The organism is Gilliamella sp. Pra-s52 (assembly GCF_009795805.1).
Lineage (GTDB): Bacteria > Pseudomonadota > Gammaproteobacteria > Enterobacterales > Orbaceae > Gilliamella.
On record NZ_WTEY01000003.1, the window covers coordinates 22205 to 45057 of the forward strand.

Here is a 22853-nt window from a genome sequence, read left to right on the forward strand (position 1 = left end):
TATGGCTAAAAATTTAGTTAGAATTAAAAAAGTAAAAAGACTAAAACGAATACGAAAATGGAAAAAACGAAGCATAGCCATTTTATCTGTTATTGTCTTTCTCATTGTTTTTGTTATCTTGTTTATATATACCAGCCTTGGTGTAAAACTAACCACCTATGCTTTAAATAAATTTCTACCTGAATTAAAGATAGCTAAAATTGAAGGCACATTTCATGATCTGCATATACAAGAGCTCTCGCTTGAATTACCGGGTGTCAATGTTCAAGTTAATGATGCTTCACTTTCGCTAGCAGGACTTTGTTTATTAAAAACTGAAGTATGCATAAGCCAATTTGATGCTAACGGCGTAAAGGTTGATATTAATACTAAACAAATAGAAAGCACGCCAGACAGCCCTGATTCTAGTCCTACGTCAGAAGCCCCTTTTACGCTTAAAACACCGTTACCAATAGACCTTAAAATGGTTCACCTAACTGATGTCAACGTCACCGTGGATGATATGCAATTTGGCATGTCAGATTTTACTGGTAAAGCTACATGGGCAAGTAAACAGATTTATGTTTATCCTGCTGTTGCAACGGATCTAAGTGCTATTTTTGCAGATAATAAAGCAATCGATGTGTCCGTAAAAAAAACAGATGACAACAATATTGCACTTAATGAAAAAATCACACAACTATTTAATCAACCTCTAATTGAATCACTACCTCAAGTTAACATTCCATTAGATATTAATGTAACTAGCTTAACAGGTAATAATTGGCTATTACATATTGGTGGACAAGATTATCGATTTAACAATGTTGCAATTCAAACAAATATTATTGATAGTCGTATTATTGTAAAAAAAATAGACACCGATGCAACAACACCTTATGCAAGTGGGCATGCTTCTGTGTCGGGTGAAATTACATTACGTGATGACTGGCCACTATTGGCATTAGTAAAAGCAAATACCGAACATAACCAATTCAATGCACAATTTTCAGGAAAATTGCTTGGAGAGCTGTTAACCAACGCAACCCTTGATGGCTTAAATCAAATCAAAATGAATGGTCACATCAATTTTATAGAAAAATACTTACCTATCATGACCCAAATTGAAGGTAAACACATCCAATGGCCAATTGAAGGAGAAGCACAGTATCAATTAAATGATTTTGTGGCATCAATAAATGGTAATGTGCAACAATATCAAATGTCAGCAAAAGGCGATCTAAAAGGAAAAGAATTCGCCAACACAATCTTTGATATTGCAGGTACAGGCACCAATCAAGATGCAACCATTGATCATGGCATCATAAAATTACCTCAAGGTGAAATTAACATAGCAGGAACAGCCAATTGGCAACAAGCACTACAATGGGATACGAACATAAAACTCAATAAGGTTGATATCACCAAAGAAGTGCCAAATTATCCAATTCGATTAAACGGTCAACTAAAAACAACCGGTTCATTAGAAGGTGATAAATGGGAATTTAAATTATCCGATTTGCAATTAAAAGGTAATGTCAATCATGCTGATTTATTAGCCTCTGGTAACGTATTTGTTAATTCTGAAAACAAAGCCACTGCCGATGATTTTGTAATCAGGTGGGGAAAAAATCAAATCAATTTAAATGGCTCAATTGAAAAAGGCAACTTACTAGCTAAGCTAAATCTTGAATCATTATCGTTATTAGTTGATGGTATGCAAGGCGCTATTGTAGGTGATATTAAACTCAATGGTTCAACTAACAATACTATTATCAATACCAATGTATCGGTTAACTCACTTTCTTTGGGTTCAATCAAAGTAGCTAAAGCTAATCTTACTAGTAAAATTGAATATAAAGAACAAGTTAGTGGCGATATCAAGCTTACTGGACAATCAATAGAACTGCCAAGTCAAACCATCAAAAATGCCAATATTGAACTATCTGGTAACGAAAACCACCACACCCTAACGATGAAAATCGATGGCAATCCAGCATCATTAACAACTTCATTAATAGGACAACTAGATAAAACTCGCACAAAATGGATCGGAACAATTCCACATGCACGACTCAATTTAGGCAAGAATAATAACTGGCAGCTCACTAAATCATTGGATTTATCTTATGATATCAACAATCAAATACCTGCCATTAATGCTCACTGTTGGGTGAATGAAAATTCAAGTATATGCCTTGATAAACAATTATTGATAGCTAAAAATACTGATACCAGTATCACATTGAAAAAAATCAATCTATCTAAATTACCAATACTAAATGAGGGTGAAACAACACTTGCTGGTAACGTTAATGGTAAAATAAACATCCAATTTAATAGCGACAATACAATACCATCAATAAAAGCGAATGTAACAAGTAATGACGTTTATATTCAACAAATGGTCACCTCGCAAGCACTATCACTACCGTTCAAACTATTCAAAATTGATGCAGAGTTTAATCAGCAACAAGCTAAATTAGATTGGAACTTTGACTTAAACCAACTAGGCAAAATTAACGGTAATATTGCTATTATAGATCCAAATGAACAAAAAAAATTAAGTGGTCAGTTAAAGATAGATCACTTAGCATTAGCAATTATTAATCCATTATTAGACAGCAAAGATTATGCTAAAGGCGACATTAATGGAATGGTTAAATTTTCAGGATCATTAAATGATCCGTTATTAACAGGTAATATAAACCTGAAACATAGCGAAATACAATCAAACCAATTACCGATTGATATTAAATCCGCTAAGGTTGATATTAACTTCAATGGTAAATCATCCACATTAAAAGGTGTTTTAACCACGCGTGCAGGTAACGTTAATATTAACGGTAATGCTAGCTGGAACAATTTTGATAAATGGCAAGCATCGTTAACTGTTAATGGTGCTGCAATGGAGGTTTCAGTACCACCAATGATTGTTATGACTATTGTTCCTGATATAAAAATCAATGCCACACAAGATGAAATAACCTTATTAGGAAAGGTGAGTATCCCTAAAGGGAAAATAACGGTTGAATCACTGCCTGCATCAAGTGTTGATGTATCACCTGACGAAGTGATGCTCGACAGCAATCGAAAAGAAATAAAACCCCAAGAGTTTGGCATGAAAATCTATAGCCATATTGAAATTGATATCGGTGATAAAGTAAGTGTCGATGCATTTGGTTTAAAAGCCTCGCTTAAAGGTAATTTGATTGCAACACAAACTAATAAAGGACTTGATCTGCATGGAGAAGTATTAATACCAACAGGACGATTCCATGCCTATGGACAAGACTTAATTATTCATAAAGGCGTCATTACCTTTTCAGGTTCAACAGATCAAGCAATACTTGATATCGAAGCCATTCGCAATCCAGAAGCAATGGAAAACAATAATATCACGGCAGGAATTCGTGTTACAGGATCGTCGGAATCCCCTAAAGTTGAAGTGTTTTCAGATCCGGCCATGTCACAACAAGAAGCCTTATCGTACTTAATTCGAGGTCAAGGGCTTGATAGTGCTGAACAAAGTGATAGCGACATGATGACTGCACTACTGATTGGTATTGGCACAGCAAAAACCGGCAAATATATTGGTGATATCGGCAATGCATTTGGCATCAAAAACCTAACTCTTGACACGCAAGGCGCTGGGAACAACTCTAAGGTCGTGGTTAGTGGGTATATCTTACCTCACTTACAACTAAAATATGGTGTTGGCATTTTTGATTCATTGGCAACGTTTACTTTACGTTATAGACTGATGCCAAACCTTTACTTGGATGCGACATCAAGCTTAGCGCAAACATTGGATCTGATTTATCAATTTGAATTTTAATATTAGAACTAAAATATTCTGCAACCATTTTCTTATTATGTGGAATCTAAATAGGATAAACGTTTAATACAACAGGAAATTAACGTATCTTTACGAATATTTTGACTAGAAAGGTATCTCATCGATAAAATTAGGTTATTAGTATTTACTTTTACTCAATAGTATATAATTGATTGATTTTTATCATAAAAAATAAAATAAAAACTTCAATAAAATCAATACCTTTCCTGACGGTTTTTTTACAAAAATAAGTTCTTTTTTGTTAGTCATAAAAACAATTAAATTGATTCGATTCATTTCAGAGCTCTTGAGCTTCTGAGTACAATTTAATTGTCGTCCATTTAAAATCCCAAAATAAGCTAGCCTAGTGACATGTTTTTTAGGATTTGACTAGGTTTATAAACCTATTAACGCAAAGAACTCGCTAAAAGCGAGTTCTTTGTTAACAATCAATACCATTCTAATAGGACGCGACTAATTGGATTATTCTTCAATTTTTTTATCAAACCAAGAATATCCCATTCCTCTTTTTGAATAAGCATCCTTCACCTGACTACAAGGATATCCTTCTTTTATTACTTTTTGTAATTTATTTTCCTCATTCCAGTTTAATTTTTGGGCTTTAACGGCTTCTAATCTATCTATGCATGAGTTATATGTAGCCACAAATTCTGCATTATTTTCTGTATAAAATTTGACATGCTTATCACTTTCTTTTTTCCATGCCTTTTCCCAACTAACGCTACAAGCGGATAGAAAAACGAGATCCTCTGCGCAATATAGTGATTTTTTGGATTCAATGGTTTGAATATCAGCATTAGCTAATTCATCAGCCGCCTTTTCTTCTAAGGCTTTTTGGGCAATACTACAATTAGAACCTGTTCTTTTATCTAATTTACATAAAGACTGCATTTTTGCTTTAATTTCATTAAAAGATAGCTGTTTTAACTCGTTTTTACCTTCATCAACTTTTTCGTTATAAACCGTTTCCCAAGCTTCACATTTCGGGCTTTTATTAAACGAGAAACTACTTTTACAGTCATCTACCTTTAAATATTCATTAACTGATTCACCCCATGACATACCAGAAACTTGTTGTCTGATAGCGCTCATTTCAGACTCTACTGCTTGTTTCCTTTCGTCCTCTTTACGTTTTTTTTCTAATTCATACTTTATTTTTTTGTCTTTTTTAATTGCAGACATCGCAGCACGACATTCGGGATCTTTTTCTACCTTTTCGATACCACTTTTATCCTTTGCTATAAATGCCTTTTTTAAATCCTTATTACATTGCTCTACTTTTTTATTGGCTGACTCTATATTGTTTAAATAATATTCCTCATTTTTTTCATCACACCCCGTTAAAACCATAGCCGTGGTTAATATAAGTAAAACGTTTTTTAAAGCTTTCATTTGTTCTCCTATTTACCTTACTTTTATTTTCATAAAAATATAAATAATAAATTGTTATTATTGTTTAATATGTTACATTAATTAACTTATCACTTCTAGAAAATTACTTAATTCTGGGAATTGCTCGTGTTGTTTACCGTAATTTGATAAATGTCTGTAATGAATATAGATAAAAAACAAAATCACTTATACCCCACTAACATTTCACGTTTTGAACCAAATCCTTTTCGTTTTTGAACAGTAAATCCTGCATTAATTAAATGACGACGAACAAAGCTTGCTGCAGTAAAAGTAGCAAAACGACCATTAGGAGCGGTCAGTTCAAAACAATGTTTAAATAAACATTCTGACCACATATCAGGATTTTTTGCTGGCGAAAATCCATCAAAAAACCAAGTATCAATCAATACATTTTGCTTTGCTAAAAAATTCGAGTAGTTGCTAATATCATCATAACATATCACCAAACTAACATTGTCGAGTTGACAAGTTGTATCAATTAAATATGTTTGAAGACGCTTAGCTAACAAAAATAAAGGCGAGTTTTTAGAAATAACCTTATCATGAATCTTGATTAATTCGTCTAATGATAATGGATATTTTTCAACACTAAAAAAAGTAAGATGTTTAAGTTTATGATTTGGATACTGACGCCTAAAATTTAAAAACGTTTCCCATAAAATCAAAAAACTCAATCCCGATCCAAAACCTGTCTCAGCAACAAAAAATGTATCTTTTTGATGCTGAGCAAAACGCTGAAATAAATCATTACCATCAATAAATACGTAAGTAGTTTCAGCAATTGCCCCTTCCGTATTAAAATATACATCATCAAAATAAACAGAAACAGGCATCTGATTTTCATTCCAAGTAATAGTCGATTTATGCATGAGTACCCTTTTAAACAGTAATATTTAACAACTGTATATTAATGCTGATTATGTATATAATACGCCAAGTTAACTTATGAGGTAAATTATGGTATTTCTTTTTCGTCTAATTAGTGTTGTGATAATTGGTGTTATTATTTGTGTATTGGGCACCATTTTTTGCTTATTTAATCCAAGAAATCCAAAAAACGTAGCAAGATTCGCTCACTTATTTGGATTTTTCTTTAAACCGATATTTGGCGTAAAAGTAGATACTCGCATTCACCCTAATATAAGCAAAATAGGTAGCTGTGTGTATATTGCCAATCATCAGAATAATTATGACATCGTTGTAGCAGCCGATGTTGTACAACCTAAAACAGTAACTGTAGGTAAAAAAAGTTTGGCTTGGATCCCTTTTTTTGGACAGCTTTACTATCTTACAGGTAATATTCTTATTGATCGTAATAATAAATCAAAAGCTCACGATACAATTGGGCAAGTGGTTGATGAAATCCAAAAACGCAACATTTCTATTTGGATGTTCCCAGAAGGTACTCGTAGCCGTGGTCGTGGATTATTACCTTTTAAAACTGGCGCGTTTAAAGCAGCAATTGCTGCAGGCGTACCTATTGTGCCAATTTGTGTATCTCAAACTAATGATATCAAATTAAATCGTTTAAATAACGGTCATTTTATTGTTGAGATGCTAGAGCCTATCGAAACCAAAACCTTAAACAAAGAAGATGCCAGAGCTTTAATGGAACAATGCCATAACAAAATGACAAATAAAATAGAACAAATAAATGCAGAAGCAAAGCAGTTAAATAATCGAAAATAACTATGAATAAACAAGATCGTAATTTTGATGATATCAGCAACAAATTTGCTCAAAACATTTATGGCACGACTAAAGGTAAAATTCGTGAAGCGATAGTGTGGCAAGAACTAGAAAAGATCTTAGCGATCTATCCTCCTAATAAACCAATAACAATACTTGATGCAGGTGGAGGACAAGGACAAATCGCCTGTAGATTAGCTAAACTTGGGCATCAAGTAACGCTTTGTGATATTTCGGAACAAATGCTGGAACGAGCTAAACAAAAAGCGCTAACAGAAAATCTAACTATCAATTGCCTTTGTTGCTCTATTCAGCAACTTGATAGTTTAATTAACCAACAATTTGATTTAGTTATTTGCCATGCGGTATTAGAATGGGTAGCTGAACCAATTGAATTAATAACGTCATTAAAAAAACATCTTAAGCCTGATGGGCATTTGTCATTAATGTTTTATAACTATCATGCTCTTTTGTTTAAAACAGTAACATTAGGCAATTTTGGCTATACACAAGCTGGATTAGCTAAACGCAAAAAAAAGACACTTTCGCCCGATTATCCCAGAATTCCAAACGATGTATATCAATGGCTTATTCAAGCTAATTTTACTATTTTACAAAAAACAGGGATTCGCATTTTTCACGATTATCTTACCAACAAATCCAAAGCAGACACCCACTTTGAACAATTATTAGAACTGGAGCAAAAATACTGCCAAACAGAACCTTATCTCCATTTAGCAAGGTATATTTTAGTAACAGCGAAAATAAAATAAATTCATAAATACCCCACTTTCATTCATGCTTTTTTAAATGATCACTCGAAAACTTTGCCATAAATCGGTATTATAAGCAGATAAATTTATTGGTTAAGGAAAATTGTATGATCGTGGTAACCGGTGGTGCTGGATTTATTGGTAGCAATATTGTTAAAGGCTTAAATGATCAAGGTCGTAAAGACATTTTAGTCGTTGATGATTTAACTGATGGCACTAAATTTGCTAATTTAGCTGATTTAGATATTGCCGATTATATGGATAAAGACGAATTTATCGCTGCTATTATTTCGAACGAAGACCTTAATATTGACGTTATTTTCCATCAAGGCGCTTGCTCATCAACCACCGAATGGAATGGTAAGTTTATGATGGAAAATAATTATGACTATTCTAAAGATTTACTGCATTATTGTTTAGATTTTAATATTCCATTCTTATACGCATCATCAGCAGCTACCTATGGTGGACGCAGTGATAATTTTATCGAAGATCGACAATATGAAAAACCACTAAATGTTTATGGATATTCTAAGTTTTTATTTGATCAATATGTCAGAGGAATTTTACCCGAGGCAAACTCACAAGTTTGCGGATTCCGTTACTTTAATGTTTATGGTCCTCGAGAAAATCATAAAGGTAGCATGGCCAGTGTTGCGTTTCATTTAAATGAACAAATTAATAAAGGCGAAAAACCAAAGTTATTTGCAGGTAGTGATAACTTTAAACGTGATTTTATTTATGTCGGTGATGTGGTTGACGTCAATTTATGGTTCTGGAAAAACAATATTTCAGGCATTTATAACTGCGGAACTGGTCGTGCGGAATCCTTTCAATCTGTCGCTGATGCTACATTAAAATATCATAAAAAAGACGAAATTGATTACATCCCTTTCCCTGATCATTTAAAAGGTCGTTATCAAAGCTTTACACAGGCAGATCTGTCTAAGTTTAGAAAAACAGGTTGTCCAATTGAATTTAAAACAGTTGCAGAAGGTACAACCGAATACATGAAATGGCTTAATAAGCAAGAAAGGTAATTTAATGAAAACACTCATTATTGGTCCATCTTGGGTTGGCGATATGATGATGTCGCAAAGCTTGTATCGCACATTAAAACAACTTGATCCTAACAACGAAATTGATGTTATAGCACCAGCATGGTGCCGAGCGCTATTAAATAAAATGCCTGAAGTAAATCAAGCTATCGATATGCCTATAGGTCATGGTGAATTTGCATTATCAAAACGCCGTAAAATAGGAAAATCACTTCGTGATAGCCATTATGATCAAGCCATTGTGTTACCTAACTCATTTAAATCGGCATTAATTCCATTTTTTGCAAAGATTCCTAAACGTACAGGTTGGAAAGGCGAAATGCGCTATGGATTATTAAATGATATACGTAAACTGGATAAACAAGCTTTTCCATTGATGGTTGAGCGTTATGTTGCGCTAGCTTATCCTAAAGAGCAAATACATTCAGCGTCTGATTTAGTACAGCCTTTGCTATGGCCTAAACTCAATGTTAACCAAGACGAAATAGCTCAAGCACTGTCAACCTTTACAATAACACAAGATGAACCATTAATTGGCTTTTGCCCAGGTGCTGAGTTTGGCCCTGCAAAACGTTGGCCTGATTACCATTATGCTGCGCTTGCCGATATGCTAGTTCAGCAGCATGCCAAAATCATTATTTTTGGCTCAAAAAACGATCATCATGTTGGCGAGCAGATTATTGCCAAAATGACACATAGCGATCAATGTATAAATTTAGCTGGTCAAACTCAATTAGAACAAGCGGTAAGTTTAATTGCAGCTTGTAAAGCAATTGTGACTAATGACTCAGGATTGATGCATGTTGCCGCTGCATTAAATAAACCACTTGTCGCACTTTATGGACCAAGTAGCCCTGATTTTACACCACCATTATCAAATAAAGCGGAAGTTATTCGTTTAATTACTGGGTATCAGCGTATTCGTCAAGGGGATGCAGAGCAAGGCTATCATCAAAGCTTAATCGATATTAAACCTGAGAACGTATTTGAAACATTGATGAAACTTATAATGCGTTGTGAAAAGAGTAATGAATAATGCGTGTATTAGTTGTTAAAACCTCCTCAATGGGTGATGTTCTACATACTTTACCCGCATTAACTGATGCAGCAAATTGCGTACCTAACATTACCTTTGATTGGGTAGTTGAGGAAAACTTTACCCAAATTCCAAGCTGGCATTTTGCTGTTGATAAAGTTATCCCTGTAGCAATAAGGCGTTGGCGAAAAAATTGGTTTTCCAAAACGATTCGCCAAGAGCGACACGACTTTATTAATAACTTACAACAACAACAATATGATGTAATTATTGATGCCCAAGGGCTTATTAAAAGTGCATTTTTTATTACTCGTAAAGCTAGAGGTATTAAACACGGTTTAGATCGCAAAAGCATCAAAGAACCCATTGCCAGTTGGTTTTATGATATAAAGCACAATATTCCCAAACAAATACATGCTATTGAGCGCATTAGGCTGTTATTTGCGCAAAGTCTACAATACGATTTACCTAATTCAACGGGCGATTATGCCATTGCCCGCCACTTTTTGTCTTCGTTGCCTAGCGATAATCAACAGTATCTTGTTTTTTTGCATGCCACAACTCGAGATGAAAAACATTGGACTGAGGATGCTTGGCGACAATTAATCAAACTTATTGAACCGACAGGCTTAAAAGTTAAGCTACCTTGGGGAGCTCCACATGAACAACAACGAGCAATACGACTTGCTCAAGGATTTGATCATGTCGAAGTATTACCCAAACTTTCACTTAATGACATCGCAACGGTCATTGCGGGAGCTAAAGCAGTCGTATCGGTTGATACTGGACTAAGTCATTTAACCGCTGCATTAGATAGACCTAATATTACACTATTTGGTAAAACCGATCCCATGTTGATAGGAGGATATGGAAAAAACCAATACAGTATTATCTCGCCAGAGAAAATCATGAGAACCATCAATGCTAATCAGGTTTATCAAAAATTGGACGCTTTTTTGTAGGTGAATTTCTACTTGCAATTTAATCAAAAGGAATAAGTAAAATGAATAACTATTGTGAATTAATTCGTGAAAAATATGCCCAAATTGGTAGTAATGAGCTAGGTTATATTGATGATGCATTAGGTACAGTAATGCGAGTGCTTGACGAAGTAGTATGTAATGAACAAGTTCCCGAAGCATTACGGCATAAAGCCGCTTACGCAGCGGCTAATTTATTGATAAGTGACTTCGATATTAAATAGCTGTTGGTAATTTAATAATAAATCGAGTGGATTTTTCGTCTGATTCAACTGTAATATTACCTTTGTGTGTATCAATTATCGACTTAACAATTGCAAGCCCAATACCTGTACCCGAAGTATTACTACCATTACGATGACGAGATTCATCCACGCGATAAAAGCGATCAAAAAGATGAGGTAAATGGTGGCTATCAATCTTTTTACCGGGATTTGAAATAATAATTTTAACGTACTTTTCAGACTCTTGATTTAAACTTATGGTGATGATTTTATTTTCAGGCGTATAACGAATCGCATTGGATAAAATGTTATTAATTGCCCGCCCCAACATCATTTTATCGCCCTGAATATGAGAACAATTACCTTCTAGCTCAAACTTGATATTTTTTTCATCAACGAGTGGTTCAAAATAATCACAGATCATAATCAGCATGTTATGCAAATCAATATCAATTAAATTAGGTATCAATTGACGGTTATCTGCTTGTGCTAAAAAAAGCATATCAGATATCATCTGTGACATTCTTTCATACTCTTCTAAATTTGAGTATAAAATTTCTCTATATTCTTCAGTCGTTCTTGCATTGCTCAATACAATTTGAGTTTGAGTTGTTAAATTGGTAATAGGCGTACGCATTTCATGAGCAATATCTGCCGTAAAATTACGTTGTCTTTGAAAAACATCTTCCATACGATTAAGCATCTTATTAAACGCTCTAACTAAACTAACATATTTTACTGGAACTGATAAAGTAGAAATACGATGGTTAAGATTTTTTAAGTTAATACGTTCAATCTTCTTAATTAATCGATTAATGGGTTTTTGAGTAAAATAGATAGAAATAAATGATCCAATTAACGCCAAAACACAAGAAATACCAATAAGTATTTTTAAACCTTTTCTTAATCTTCTGATAAATTCAATCTGCAAATCACGACCAACAGCTACAATAGTAGTATATTGTTTGTTTTGGTCAGTCATTATCCTTGATGCAGCAATACGATAAGATGAGTTATCCACGTTTGATACTGTAGTGGTATGTCTAGCAATAATTTCCTCAAAATCAGTAGGCTTTAAGGCAATAGCAAGATTAGGGCCTCGTGTGCGATATAATATTTTTCCTGAATCATCAATAATATAGACAAACAACCGATGATGACCGGTTAAAATTAACAATAAGCTTTGAAAAAACTCATCACGATTATCATCCTGCGAATAATAAGTAAGCTCCCGCTCTATAGAAAATACAACAGAATTTAATTCAGATACATTTTGATGAATAGAAAGTTTTTCAAACCAGCGCTCAATAAGATAGCTAAAACAGTAAAGTAACCCACAAGTAAGTAAGCAAACAATTAATGGCAATCGAAATGATACAATTTTACTCAACTTCATCCAATGCATCCAATTTATATCCCATTCCACGTACAGTATGAATCAATTTAGGTTCAAAATCTGCATCAATTTTATTACGTAATCGCCTAATAGCCACATCAATCACGTTAGTATCACTATCAAAATTCATATCCCATACTTGAGAGGCAATAAGTGATCTAGGTAACACCTCACCTGGATAACGTAAAAAATATTCTAACAACAAAAATTCTTTATTAGTTAAATCAATTCGTTTTCCTGATCTGGTTACTGTTCGTTTAGGCAGATCCATTACTAAATCGGCAATACTCAATTGATAATTATTTACTTGTGGTGCATTACGTCTTAATAATGATTTTATTCTTGCTAACAACTCAGCAAATGAAAATGGTTTAACTAAATAATCATCTGCGCCTAAGCTAAATCCCCTAACTTTATCATCAACACTTCCCATAGCAGTGAGTAATATAATTTGAGTATCCTTTCCTGCTTCGCGCAAAGATTGAATGAATTTCCAACCCACAATATCGGGTAACATCACGTCCAAGATAATTAAATCATAATCTTCAGTCATTGCTCGATGGTAACCATCTAAACCATTATCCGTCAAATCAACAATAAAACCTGACTCAACTAACCCTTGACGAAGATACTCACCTGTTTTATGTTCATCTTCAACAACTAATAATTTCATTTTGAATATTTCCTTCATTATTTTAGGCGGTTATCAAAAATTACATAATGCAATAATAGAATATATAAAAAAACAAAGCACATCATGACAATTAAATTACCGTATTGTAATCAATAAGTCATCAATTAGTCCGATTGTTTCTGCTATAGTATCCACACAATGATTCATGAGGCTAGACATTACTGTTTCATTGTTTTATTGTTTTATTTCCTTTCATCCATTCCTTGCAATTTAATGCAGCCCTAGTTTATCTAGGGTTTTTTTTTATTCTAAATAGATGTAAGTTGATACATACTTGGAGCTGTAAGTAGTTAGGTATAAATACTGACCGTATTATTAACAAATAATACTCTATTTTACATTTTTTTACTTTTTACACAATACAACGCCAGTTTCAATATGATCGGTATAAGGGAACTGATCAAACATAGCAAAATGTTGAATTGAATGCGTTTGGGTTAATAGTTGTAAATTGTTATGCAACGTATTAGGATTACACGAAATATAAATAATTTTTTTATAGGATTTAAGTATATTAATCGTATTTAAATCAACCCCTGCACGAGGTGGATCAACAAGCACAGTTTCGCACTGATAATCATCCAAATTGATTCCTTTTAAACGATTAAACTCGCGTTCTTTTTTTATAGCACAAGTAAACTCTTCAGCAGATAACCGTGCGATAACAAGGTTATCGATATGGTTGACCGCAATATTATGCTGAGCAGAATAAACAGAAGCTTTGGCTATTTCCGTTGCCAATACTTTTCTAAAGTTCTGTGCCAATGCGATCGAAAAATTACCATTACCACAATAAAATTCAAGCAAATCACCTGATGAATTTTTAGTGACAGAAATAGCCCATTGCAACATTTTAATATTCACCGCAGCATTAGGTTGAGTAAAGCTGTTTTCTACTTGGCGGTAAATAAATTTTCTATCCATTACAGGCAAAACTTCATCAACATAATCGACATCTATTGTTATTTTCTGATTACTTGCTCGCCCTACAATATTAACATCTAGACCTTGTTTAGCTAATTGTGTTTTTAACTTTCTTGCTTCAAAAATCCATTTTTCATTTAATTTTTTATGATACAAAAGCGTAATTAACAGTTGACCACTTAAAGTCGAAAAGTAATCAATTTGAAATAATAAATGACGAAGTTCTTGATTATACTTTAACAAAGGTAAAATAGCCTGCATAGCTTGATTAATTAGCTTCGTAGCAACAGGAAACTCATCAATTCTCACTCGTTTTTTTGTTTTTTTATCATACATAATATGATAAAGATCTTCATCCTGATGCCAGATTCTAAACTCAGCACGCATACGATAATGGCTAATTGGCGACGAATATACCGCTAATTCGGGAAGAGAAAAATCCGATAATAATGTTTTTAAATTATCGATTTTCTTTTCTAACTGTTGGTTATAGCTATCATTTGAAAAACATTCAGTCATAGTTATTATCTGATGATGATTATAGAAGTATTATTTAATATGAAGTTCTTAGTTAATCGGCGTTAAATAAAGAAATGGTTAAAGATTAAACTCATTAAGTAATTTAACATCAACAACATTACAAATAATCATTTTGTATAGACCTATATATTATCACAAATAGCTAATGATGATAAGTTTTGCTTAAACAAAGCGTCTTGTTTTTGGGCTGATATACCAAAAACAGCAGATAAAAACAAAACACTTTTAGTTGTAATTATAAAGATTGCAGTTATAACGATTGTAGTTATAACGATTGACGCTATAATGTGTCTCATCATTTTAGATAAAAAGAATACTATGACAGCGCAGACTTTTTCTGATTTAGAATTAGACGATATTTTAATTCACAATCTTCAAGCACAAAATATAAATACACCAACAGTAATCCAATTGCAAACAATTCCCGTTGCCTTAGATGGCAAAGATGTTTTAGGTTCCGCACCTACTGGCACAGGTAAAACATTAGCTTTTTTAATTCCTGCCGTACAACATCTACTGGATTTTCCACGTAGAAAACCCGGTCCACCGCGTATTTTGATTTTAACACCAACACGTGAACTCGCCATGCAGATTGCCGAGCAAGCTAAATTATTAACCGAATCAACACATTTAAGTATTGCAACCATTACTGGTGGTGTTGCTTATATGAATCACGCCGAAATATTTAGCAAAAATCAAGATATTGTTATTGCAACAACGGGGCGATTATTACAATATATAAAAGAAGAGAACTTTGACTGCCGAGCAGTTGAAATGCTTATCTTGGACGAAGCAGATCGCATGCTAGACATGGGATTTTCCCAAGATGTCGAAACCATATCAGCCGAAACACGTTGGCGTAAACAAACCTTACTATTTTCAGCAACACTTGAAGGTGAAGGGCTGCACAATTTTGCTAATCGTATTCTAAACGATCCCGTCGAAATTAATGCAGATCCATCGCGTAAAGAACGTAAAAAAATCTTACAATTTTATTACCGTGCTGACGATTTAGCTCATAAAGTAGCCCTGCTCACTTACTTATTAAAACAAGAAGAATTTAAAAAAACGATCGTATTTGTCCGTAAACGTGAACGTGTACACGAATTAGTTAGCTTACTACATCAAGCCGGCATCCATAGCTGCTATTTAGAGGGTGAAATGGTACAGGCAAAACGTAATGAAGCAATAAAAAGAATCAGCAATAACACGGTTAATGTACTAGTGGCTACCGATGTAGCTGCTCGTGGAATCGACATAGACGATATTACTCATGTTATTAATTTTGATGCCCCAAAAACATCCGATGTTTACCTACATCGAATAGGCCGCACTGCCCGTGCAGGTAAAAAAGGTACGGCAATAATGTTGGTAGAAGCTCACGATAATGAATTACTACAAAAAATTGAGCGCTATATTCAAGAACCAATCAAATTAAGAACAATTGATCAATTGCGTCCAAAAACAAAAGCACCAAAACCCGCAACAAAGAAAAAACCATCGCAAAAAGCAAAGCTAAAAAGTGCTAACAAAAAAGAAGAAAACAAAAAAAAGAAAGTAAAACAACGTCATAGAGACACAAAAAATAAAGGTAAACCTAAAAAATCAATAAATAATACCGAACAATAATTAGCTAGTTAATAGATTAAACTTATGATATCAATTGTTTATAATGACTTGGATAACAAGTTTAAATCGCTATAATACCTAGCAACATGATTTGCAATACTATATAGGAGAAAACGCATGACATTAGTCACTCGCAAAGCCCCAGACTTTACATCAGCAGCAGTTTTAGGTTCTGGAGAAATTGTTAACAATTTCAATTTATCACAATATATTAGTGGTAAATATGCTGTTGTATTTTTCTGGCCAATGGACTTTACTTTTGTTTGTCCTTCTGAAATCATCGCATTTGATCACCGTTTAGAAGAATTCAAAAAACGTGGTGTTGAAGTAATTGGTGTTTCAATGGACTCTGAATACGTACACAATGCATGGCGAAATACACCACAAGATAAAGGCGGAATTGGCGAAGTGAAATTCCCAATTGTTGCAGATATTAAACATGAAATTATGCAGGCGTATGGAATTGAACATCCTGAAGCAGGTGTTGCATTACGTGCATCATTCTTTATTGATAAATCAGGTATTGTACGTCACGAAACCATTAACGATTTACCAATCGGTCGTAACATTGACGAAATGATCCGTATTGTTGATGCATTCCAATTCCATGAAGAACACGGCGAAGTGTGCCCAGCACAATGGACAAAAGGCAAAAAAGGCATGCAAGCAAACCCAGACGGTGTTGCTAGTTTCTTAAAACAGCATGGTAAAGAAATTTAATTTATTTTTTCATCCAAAAAGATCACTGCCGGAGTTTATCTCCGGTTTTTTTATCTACAAACAAACCAATCAAAATGGGTCATAAAGTTGCGTGTAACCCCACAACGCCAATAATAATAACGGTAAGCCCAAACAAACGTGGAAAGTTTTTAGGTTCATGAAATAACAGCATATTTGCAAGTACAGCGCCCGATGTACCAAGACCAACCCAAACAGGATAGACAATACTTAATTCAAGATAATGGAGCGAAAAGTAAAAAAGCACAAAAGAAACAAAAAATCCCCCCCAATATAAAACAAGCCTCGATGGATTTTTTTTCTCAGCGTATAGCTTAAGACCAATTGCACCAAGCACTTCAAAAACTGACGCTATCAATATAAGCAGCCATCCCATGATTAAAATTGTCCTTTATTATAATATTAACTATCGGCTCGTTTTAGTTGAACAACACCAACAACAATTAGCGCAACAAAAAAGAGTTGAATTAACTTAACTTCTTTATCAAAAAGCCACATATCAATTACTGTTGCACCAATCGCCCCAACACCAGAAAAAATAGCATAAACTGTACCTGTGGGGATCGTCTTACAAGCATTTGTCAAAAAGGTAAAATCGACAATAATGAGCGATACAATAATAACCCACTGCCAAAGTTCTGTTGCGGTGCTAAATCCTAAAATCCAACATAATTCAAAAAAGCAGGTCAGCACCACAAATCCCCACTCTTTATTTACGCTAAACATAGCTACCTCGCTTTGCTATTTTGGTTTTACCGTAGTAATCAACTTTTTTGCTTTTTAAATATATGTCTGATTATGCTCTATTGCCCGTAAGCAACGGCAAAACGATAGATGGTTCGCAAACGAAACATTTGCCACCAAAAGATGTTAATTGTTATATATTCCTAACCATTAAACCACAATGCCTAACAACCACGAACATCATTACAACTTTTATTCTTATTTTTCAAATAAGTAAACAATTCTATAATGAAGGGTTATAAATGGCAAGAACAAAATTTTATATCTTACATAACCTAATCTACCAATATCCCATTAATCAATATTTTTATAAGATATAAAAATAGATAAATTTCTAGATAAGCGATTTGTTTATTATAGAATAAATTATACACTATTCGCTTTATAAGTTATATTTTTGTAAAAAATATTCAGGATTCTATACCGTTTGAAGATTAAAAAGTCTAAAAAATAGTACACATTTTTAATGGAAATAAAATATGAGCGGTAAATATTTAAAAATTAAAAAATAAACAAAATGTTAATTGATTCATTCGCTCTTATAATATTGTTAAAACTCATAAAGCGATTTTTAGAAAAACGCCTTATGAGTTTTTAAAGGATTATGTTAATTATGAGGTGTAAACATCCCTTTTTTCTATAACCTTAAAATGAAATATTGGTGCTAACAAAAAATGTGCGACCTGGTTCATTATAAGTTGCTGCGCCAGCACCTAATACCGTAATGTTTCCCGTTTTTGGATGTTTAAGCGATGAAGCATTTCCCGCTCGGAATAAACGTTTATTCAATAAATTATCTACGCCTAATGTTAGCGACGTATTTTGATTAAATTGGTATTGGCTACTAAGATTTAAAATAGAATATGGGCTAAGTTGATGTGTTGATCTATTGGTTGCTCTTTCACCTAAATAATCATATTTTTTTGGGGTTTGTTTGCCATACCAGGTAATAGAAGTTAAAAATGATAGTTTATCTATCACTTGCCAATCAAATGATGAATTTAAGGTGTATTTGGGAATAATTGATAGATAATCACCTGTTTGTTTATTTTTTGACTTTAACATCCAAGTTAAATTATTTCGCCAATTAATCTTGTTCGAAACTGGCACAGTTAAACTTCCTTCAATTCCTTCAACAACAGCTTTAGGGATATTTTGCCATTGAAATATATTTGATTCTTTAAATTTTTTGTCGCCTCCTAATGCATGTCCTATTGGGGTTATTCCTGATTCGATTTTATCCCGATAGTCATTATGGAAGTAAGTCACACCAGTAATTACTCCCTTATTATGGAATTCTAAACCGATTTCTTTATTAACACTTGTTTCAGCTGTTAAATGGTCATTACCTATTAAATAACAGCTACCATTAGCACCATAACAGCCTTGTCCACGACTATAAAGTAAATAATTAGGGTTAGACTGATATAAATTAGGTGCTTTATAAGCTCTAGCAATCCCTAACTTTAATGTCAAAGAATCACTTAATTCTTGTATTAGATTTAAAGCAGGACTCCAGTTAATACCCGATTCACTATGATGATTAAATCTTAATGCAGGAGTTAATACTGTCGATGGTGTTAATTCAATATTATTTTCAATAAAGACTCCCCACAAATTTGCAGAAGAATACTCACTACGTTCTACTTCTTTAATCCAAGGAATATGACCACCTTCATTAATATCTTGTGTATTTGATGTTGGGTCTTCCATCTTTTGGTAGTTATATTCAGCGCCAACTGTCATCATTTGAGGTACAATAATGGTTAGTGGTACATTGGTTTCATGATGTAACGTGATATTACTGTATTTAATTGTTGAAAATTTATTATCACTAAATCGACCTTCTGTTCCACCGGCTAATCCTTCATTTAAACGGCTGTTTCGCGTTTTTTCGCTTTGAATATAAGACAGCATACTAATGCCTCCATCCCAATAACCTCGATGAGTAAGTGCATAATTTTGACGATACATTCTATTGGTTTCATGATTGTATAAACGACTAACTAACTGATCGGGATTATTATTTTGTGTATCACCTGCATAAATATTACCTTGCCGACTAATACCTACCTCAACATCTAATGATTGTTTATCGGTAATATTCCAACGAAGTAGTCCGTTAAGATCTTTATTACGAACGCCTTCCCTACCTGCGCTTACTGATTTTGGATTAACTTGATATTTTTGATTTATATCCCAATCATCTGCATCTGTTTTATTGATATTACCATATAAACGCATAGTTAAATTATCAGTCAATCCACCAGTTAATAGAAAATCGGTTCTCTTAGAATTTCCTTCTTTACTGTAAACTGGAAAACTAATATAGCTGTTTAATGAACCATACCATGTATTTGTCGGTTGTTTAGTAATAATATTAATTACTCCACCTGCGGCGCCATCACCATAACGAGCAGCAGCAGGACCACGAATAACATCAATACGATCGATAATATCAGCCGGAACCCAATTACTATCGCCTCGGGTATCTCGTTCTCCTCGCCACCCATATCGAACAGACATACGGCTTTTTACTGGTTTACCATCAATTAAAATAAGTGTATTTTCAGGTCCCATACCACGAATATCAATTTGACGATTATTCCCTCGTTGACCACTCGTTGAATTACCAGTTAAATTAACGCCTGGCATGGTGCGGATAATTTCTGAAAGATCATTTTTAGGAGGCATTTTTTTAATATCTTGCTGAGTAATAATCGAAGTTCCAAGTGCTTGTCTTATTTGTGCTGCCGCGGTAATAACCATAATATCTTCAGTCTCAACTATTTTACTGGCTAAAGATTTTTGTTCGTCAGCATAAGCACAATGACATAAAAAACTAATTAAAAAAAATAAAAGAGAAGTCTGTTTATATTTCAACATTACACCATTCCTATAATAAAATTTAACACCATTTTTAAATAATAATAATTATCATTATTATTTTTGCAAATAAAATATTATTTTCATAAAAACAAATGGTTAATCTATTATTTAAAAATCTAATAGTCCTTTTTTATTATTAATCCTTTAATATTAAAAAAATATTAAGATCTGATTAACGTTGAAATCCAATTTGGATACCATCTTGTAAAGCAATTATTGCTGAACTCTTGTGTGTTTGATTTGGATAAATGACATAATTGAGTTGTAAATGTGAAATATTAGCCTGTTTTAGCTTTTCAAATAAAGTTGTTATGTAATCAACCATTTTACGGTTTTGTCGATGCTTTAATAATTCTTCTTGTTTGATTTTTGGTAAAGTTTTTTCTACTAAACTTAGAGATTGTTCACTACCACCTACAGATATTAATAAATTAACAGGTTGTTTTAAAACATGGTTGTTTGTATTCTTAATAAACTGCTCAAGTGTACCAAAAAGATATCCACCACTAAACCACAATGATGGACTTGATACAATATAAGTATTAAAAATTGGTGGTTTAGTTAAAAAACAATACAATGCAAATAACCCACCGTACGAATGTCCAAAAATAGATTGTTTGTGGTGATTAATCACAAATCTTTTTTCCATAGAAGGTTTTAGCTCTTGCGAAATGAAATCAAAAAAAGCATCAGCACCACCATACTGTTTAGGAAAGTTGATTTCATTATTCGGTAGCACTTCTAAAGTATATTCCTCTGGTTTTGGTAAATCATCAAGCGCTCTTCTGCTTTCACCAAAATAATCAATGGCAACAATGATACCATCTTGGATAATACAACGTTCGCATGTTTGAATTGCCAAAATATTATGTGCCGTTAAAAAGTAACTATCACCATCTAACAAATAGATAATAGGCCACCCTCCTTTAGGTATTGGTTTATTTGGCGAATAGATAGTAATTTTATAATCACCAATATATTTGGAATGAAACAACTCTACACTTACATTTTGTATCATTAAAGGGTTTGATTTTGATGTGTTTTTTTGACACGCAGTAAGCAATAAAACAACAAATAAATTGATAAAAACCAAACGTAGCATAGCCGCCATAAAATAATAATGATAATTATTAACAATTATACACTAACAATGTAATTAATCGTAGTTTATATGGTTGTTATATTAACTAGCGTTTTTTGATACTAAATAACTTAATCATATTCCATTAAATATTAAGCAGAATATGATTAAGTTAAATGATATTATTATGTAGCTGTATTACATTGAGTTACGATACTCAACAATATCTTCAATTGTTACAACTGGCATATGATATTTTTTAGCAAATTCAACCACTTCAGGAGCTCTTGCCATAGTGCCATCGTCATTAGTTAGCTCACACAACACTGCCGCTGGTTTTAAACCCGCTAATGTTACTAAATCAATCGACGCTTCAGTATGACCACGACGAACTAAAACACCGCCGTCTTTAGCAACTAAAGGAAACACATGTCCCGGATGATTAAGATCACACGGTTTAGCGTTATCATTCACCGCAGCCTTAATAGTTGTAACACGATCAGCAGCAGATACCCCTGTTGTTACCCCATTGGCAGCTTCAATCGAAATAGTAAATGCCGTATTATTTTTACTGGTATTATTTGCCACCATCATAGGCAAATGTAACTCATCACAACGTTTTTGTGGCAAACATAAACAAACAATGCCACTACCGTAACGGATCGTCAGCGCCATTTGCTGATTTGTAATGGATTCGGCGGCCCAAATAATATCGCCTTCATTTTCACGATCTTCGTCATCTAAAACTAGTACACCTTGACCGGCTTGAATAGAAGCAATCGCTTTTTTGACACGCTCGATGGGCGTTCCAAACTCATTTAAATTAAACTGATTCATGGTAAATACCTATATTTTTTAACTTGCTCATTTCATTATTTACTTAATCAACTTTAAATAACCATTAACAATGATGCTATTTAGTCATCAACTTAATTAAGTATAAATAAATAAAATACCAGAATCAGGGCTGTGCTTGACTAGCATGGTTTTGCCTTTCAGCAAATATTGGAAAGATAAGCAACTCTCTTTTATCCAGACTTTAACTGTCGGCTTTGGAATTTCACCAAATCTGCTTGACCTTAACCTATCAACACTTGACTGCGCAATAAAACAACTGCCCAGTTAACAAGACAAATTAAGCGCTCGTGGGCTATACCACCGGTGGGGACTTACACCCCGCCCTGAGAATTTTGCCAAAAAAATTGGC

Annotated in this window: 19 protein-coding genes and 1 riboswitch; of the genes, 9 read left to right on the forward strand and 10 right to left on the reverse strand. The window is 33.5% G+C overall.

What is annotated here, in order from left to right; translation table 11 throughout:
- The first annotated feature begins 1 nt into the window (after nucleotide 1).
- Nucleotides 2-3817: an autotransporter assembly complex protein TamB gene (gene tamB, locus GQ594_RS03850; RefSeq protein ID WP_160411696.1), complete on the forward strand. Its 3816-nt coding sequence runs from the start codon at nucleotides 2-4 to the stop codon at nucleotides 3815-3817.
- A gap of 483 nt (nucleotides 3818-4300) precedes the next feature.
- Here tamB and GQ594_RS03855 read toward each other — a convergent pair whose 3' ends face one another.
- Together GQ594_RS03855 and mnmD are read right to left on the reverse strand one after the other, a co-directional pair.
- Nucleotides 4301-5230: a hypothetical protein gene (locus GQ594_RS03855; protein ID WP_160411695.1), complete on the reverse strand. Its 930-nt coding sequence runs from the start codon at nucleotides 5228-5230 to the stop codon at nucleotides 4301-4303.
- Between the two features lie 182 nt (nucleotides 5231-5412).
- Nucleotides 5413-6120 carry a tRNA (5-methylaminomethyl-2-thiouridine)(34)-methyltransferase MnmD gene (mnmD, locus tag GQ594_RS03860; protein WP_160411694.1) on the reverse strand — a complete coding sequence of 236 codons (708 nt, stop codon included), beginning with the start codon at nucleotides 6118-6120 and terminating at the stop codon, nucleotides 5413-5415.
- Nucleotides 6121-6208: 88 nt separating this feature from the next.
- Between mnmD and GQ594_RS03865 the strand changes: the two genes are divergently transcribed.
- The 6 genes from GQ594_RS03865 (at nucleotide 6209) to GQ594_RS03890 (ending at nucleotide 11011) form a co-directional block, all read left to right on the forward strand.
- Nucleotides 6209-6940, forward strand: coding sequence for a 1-acylglycerol-3-phosphate O-acyltransferase (locus GQ594_RS03865; RefSeq protein ID WP_160411693.1), 732 nt, complete (start codon nucleotides 6209-6211; stop codon nucleotides 6938-6940).
- Between the two features lie 2 nt (nucleotides 6941-6942).
- Nucleotides 6943-7713 (forward strand): methyltransferase domain-containing protein, encoded by a 771-nt coding sequence (locus GQ594_RS03870; protein WP_160411692.1) that lies wholly within the window; start codon nucleotides 6943-6945, stop codon nucleotides 7711-7713.
- 107 nt (nucleotides 7714-7820) lie between these two features.
- Nucleotides 7821-8753 carry an ADP-glyceromanno-heptose 6-epimerase gene (gene rfaD, locus GQ594_RS03875; protein WP_160400916.1) on the forward strand — a complete coding sequence of 311 codons (933 nt, stop codon included), beginning with the start codon at nucleotides 7821-7823 and terminating at the stop codon, nucleotides 8751-8753.
- A gap of 4 nt (nucleotides 8754-8757) precedes the next feature.
- On the forward strand, nucleotides 8758-9807 hold the full coding sequence (gene rfaF / locus GQ594_RS03880; protein WP_160400917.1) for an ADP-heptose--LPS heptosyltransferase RfaF: 1050 nt from the start codon (nucleotides 8758-8760) through the stop codon (nucleotides 9805-9807).
- Complete coding sequence (gene rfaC, locus GQ594_RS03885) at nucleotides 9807-10769, forward strand: lipopolysaccharide heptosyltransferase RfaC (RefSeq protein WP_160411691.1); 963 nt, start codon at nucleotides 9807-9809, stop codon at nucleotides 10767-10769. The genes rfaF and rfaC overlap by 1 nt, the downstream gene beginning before the upstream one ends.
- A gap of 41 nt (nucleotides 10770-10810) precedes the next feature.
- Nucleotides 10811-11011, forward strand: coding sequence for a YaeP family protein (locus tag GQ594_RS03890; RefSeq protein WP_160400919.1), 201 nt, complete (start codon nucleotides 10811-10813; stop codon nucleotides 11009-11011).
- On the opposite strand, the gene GQ594_RS03895 is transcribed toward GQ594_RS03890, so the two are convergent.
- The 3 genes from GQ594_RS03895 to trmA form a co-directional block, all read right to left on the reverse strand.
- On the reverse strand, nucleotides 11004-12407 hold the full coding sequence (locus GQ594_RS03895; RefSeq protein WP_160400920.1) for a heavy metal sensor histidine kinase: 1404 nt from the start codon (nucleotides 12405-12407) through the stop codon (nucleotides 11004-11006). The two genes, GQ594_RS03890 and GQ594_RS03895, sit on opposite strands and share 8 nt — an antisense overlap.
- Nucleotides 12394-13080 carry a heavy metal response regulator transcription factor gene (locus GQ594_RS03900; RefSeq protein ID WP_160400921.1) on the reverse strand — a complete coding sequence of 229 codons (687 nt, stop codon included), beginning with the start codon at nucleotides 13078-13080 and terminating at the stop codon, nucleotides 12394-12396. The genes GQ594_RS03895 and GQ594_RS03900 overlap by 14 nt, the downstream gene beginning before the upstream one ends.
- A gap of 366 nt (nucleotides 13081-13446) precedes the next feature.
- Nucleotides 13447-14544: a tRNA (uridine(54)-C5)-methyltransferase TrmA gene (trmA, locus tag GQ594_RS03905; RefSeq protein ID WP_160411690.1), complete on the reverse strand. Its 1098-nt coding sequence runs from the start codon at nucleotides 14542-14544 to the stop codon at nucleotides 13447-13449.
- A 339-nt stretch (nucleotides 14545-14883) separates the two neighbouring features.
- On the opposite strand from trmA, the gene srmB reads away from it, so the two are divergent.
- Nucleotides 14884-16194: an ATP-dependent RNA helicase SrmB gene (srmB, locus tag GQ594_RS03910; RefSeq protein WP_160411689.1), complete on the forward strand. Its 1311-nt coding sequence runs from the start codon at nucleotides 14884-14886 to the stop codon at nucleotides 16192-16194.
- Between the two features lie 117 nt (nucleotides 16195-16311).
- Complete coding sequence (locus GQ594_RS03915; RefSeq protein WP_160400924.1) at nucleotides 16312-16914, forward strand: peroxiredoxin C; 603 nt, start codon at nucleotides 16312-16314, stop codon at nucleotides 16912-16914.
- Nucleotides 16915-16993: 79 nt separating this feature from the next.
- Here GQ594_RS03915 and GQ594_RS03920 read toward each other — a convergent pair whose 3' ends face one another.
- The 5 genes from GQ594_RS03920 to ribB form a co-directional block, all read right to left on the reverse strand.
- Complete coding sequence (locus GQ594_RS03920) at nucleotides 16994-17308, reverse strand: DMT family transporter (protein ID WP_160400925.1); 315 nt, start codon at nucleotides 17306-17308, stop codon at nucleotides 16994-16996.
- A 26-nt stretch (nucleotides 17309-17334) separates the two neighbouring features.
- On the reverse strand, nucleotides 17335-17658 hold the full coding sequence (locus GQ594_RS03925; protein WP_160411688.1) for a DMT family transporter: 324 nt from the start codon (nucleotides 17656-17658) through the stop codon (nucleotides 17335-17337).
- 663 nt (nucleotides 17659-18321) lie between these two features.
- Complete coding sequence (locus GQ594_RS03930; protein WP_160411687.1) at nucleotides 18322-20562, reverse strand: TonB-dependent siderophore receptor; 2241 nt, start codon at nucleotides 20560-20562, stop codon at nucleotides 18322-18324.
- Nucleotides 20563-20737: 175 nt separating this feature from the next.
- The gene (locus GQ594_RS03935; RefSeq protein ID WP_160411686.1) at nucleotides 20738-21583 is read right to left on the reverse strand and encodes an alpha/beta hydrolase; all 846 of its coding nucleotides are present in this window, start codon (nucleotides 21581-21583) and stop codon (nucleotides 20738-20740) included.
- Between the two features lie 261 nt (nucleotides 21584-21844).
- The gene (gene ribB, locus GQ594_RS03940; RefSeq protein WP_160411685.1) at nucleotides 21845-22483 is read right to left on the reverse strand and encodes a 3,4-dihydroxy-2-butanone-4-phosphate synthase; all 639 of its coding nucleotides are present in this window, start codon (nucleotides 22481-22483) and stop codon (nucleotides 21845-21847) included.
- 179 nt (nucleotides 22484-22662) lie between these two features.
- Nucleotides 22663-22839: riboswitch (FMN riboswitch) on the reverse strand.
- Between the last annotated feature and the right edge of the window lie 14 nt (nucleotides 22840-22853).

Bases quoted from the DNA above. Each gene is read 5' to 3' on its own strand.
- GQ594_RS03865 (WP_160411693.1), top strand. From the start codon at position 6,209: ATGGTATTTCTTTTTCGTCTAATTAGTGTTGTGATAATTGGTGTTATT.
- GQ594_RS03895 (WP_160400920.1), bottom strand. From the start codon at position 12,407: ATGAAGTTGAGTAAAATTGTATCATTTCGATTGCCATTAATTGTTTGC.
- GQ594_RS03900 (WP_160400921.1), bottom strand. From the start codon at position 13,080: ATGAAATTATTAGTTGTTGAAGATGAACATAAAACAGGTGAGTATCTT.
- mnmD (WP_160411694.1), bottom strand. From the start codon at position 6,120: ATGCATAAATCGACTATTACTTGGAATGAAAATCAGATGCCTGTTTCT.
- rfaC (WP_160411691.1), top strand. From the start codon at position 9,807: ATGCGTGTATTAGTTGTTAAAACCTCCTCAATGGGTGATGTTCTACAT.
- GQ594_RS03890 (WP_160400919.1), top strand. From the start codon at position 10,811: ATGAATAACTATTGTGAATTAATTCGTGAAAAATATGCCCAAATTGGT.
- GQ594_RS03855 (WP_160411695.1), bottom strand. From the start codon at position 5,230: ATGAAAGCTTTAAAAAACGTTTTACTTATATTAACCACGGCTATGGTT.
- GQ594_RS03935 (WP_160411686.1), bottom strand. From the start codon at position 21,583: ATGATACAAAATGTAAGTGTAGAGTTGTTTCATTCCAAATATATTGGT.
- GQ594_RS03870 (WP_160411692.1), top strand. From the start codon at position 6,943: ATGAATAAACAAGATCGTAATTTTGATGATATCAGCAACAAATTTGCT.
- GQ594_RS03915 (WP_160400924.1), top strand. From the start codon at position 16,312: ATGACATTAGTCACTCGCAAAGCCCCAGACTTTACATCAGCAGCAGTT.
- trmA (WP_160411690.1), bottom strand. From the start codon at position 14,544: ATGACTGAATGTTTTTCAAATGATAGCTATAACCAACAGTTAGAAAAG.
- GQ594_RS03920 (WP_160400925.1), bottom strand. From the start codon at position 17,308: ATGGGATGGCTGCTTATATTGATAGCGTCAGTTTTTGAAGTGCTTGGT.
- ribB (WP_160411685.1), bottom strand. From the start codon at position 22,483: ATGAATCAGTTTAATTTAAATGAGTTTGGAACGCCCATCGAGCGTGTC.
- GQ594_RS03925 (WP_160411688.1), bottom strand. From the start codon at position 17,658: ATGTTTAGCGTAAATAAAGAGTGGGGATTTGTGGTGCTGACCTGCTTT.
- tamB (WP_160411696.1), top strand. From the start codon at position 2: ATGGCTAAAAATTTAGTTAGAATTAAAAAAGTAAAAAGACTAAAACGA.
- srmB (WP_160411689.1), top strand. From the start codon at position 14,884: ATGACAGCGCAGACTTTTTCTGATTTAGAATTAGACGATATTTTAATT.
- rfaF (WP_160400917.1), top strand. From the start codon at position 8,758: ATGAAAACACTCATTATTGGTCCATCTTGGGTTGGCGATATGATGATG.
- rfaD (WP_160400916.1), top strand. From the start codon at position 7,821: ATGATCGTGGTAACCGGTGGTGCTGGATTTATTGGTAGCAATATTGTT.
- GQ594_RS03930 (WP_160411687.1), bottom strand. From the start codon at position 20,562: ATGTTGAAATATAAACAGACTTCTCTTTTATTTTTTTTAATTAGTTTT.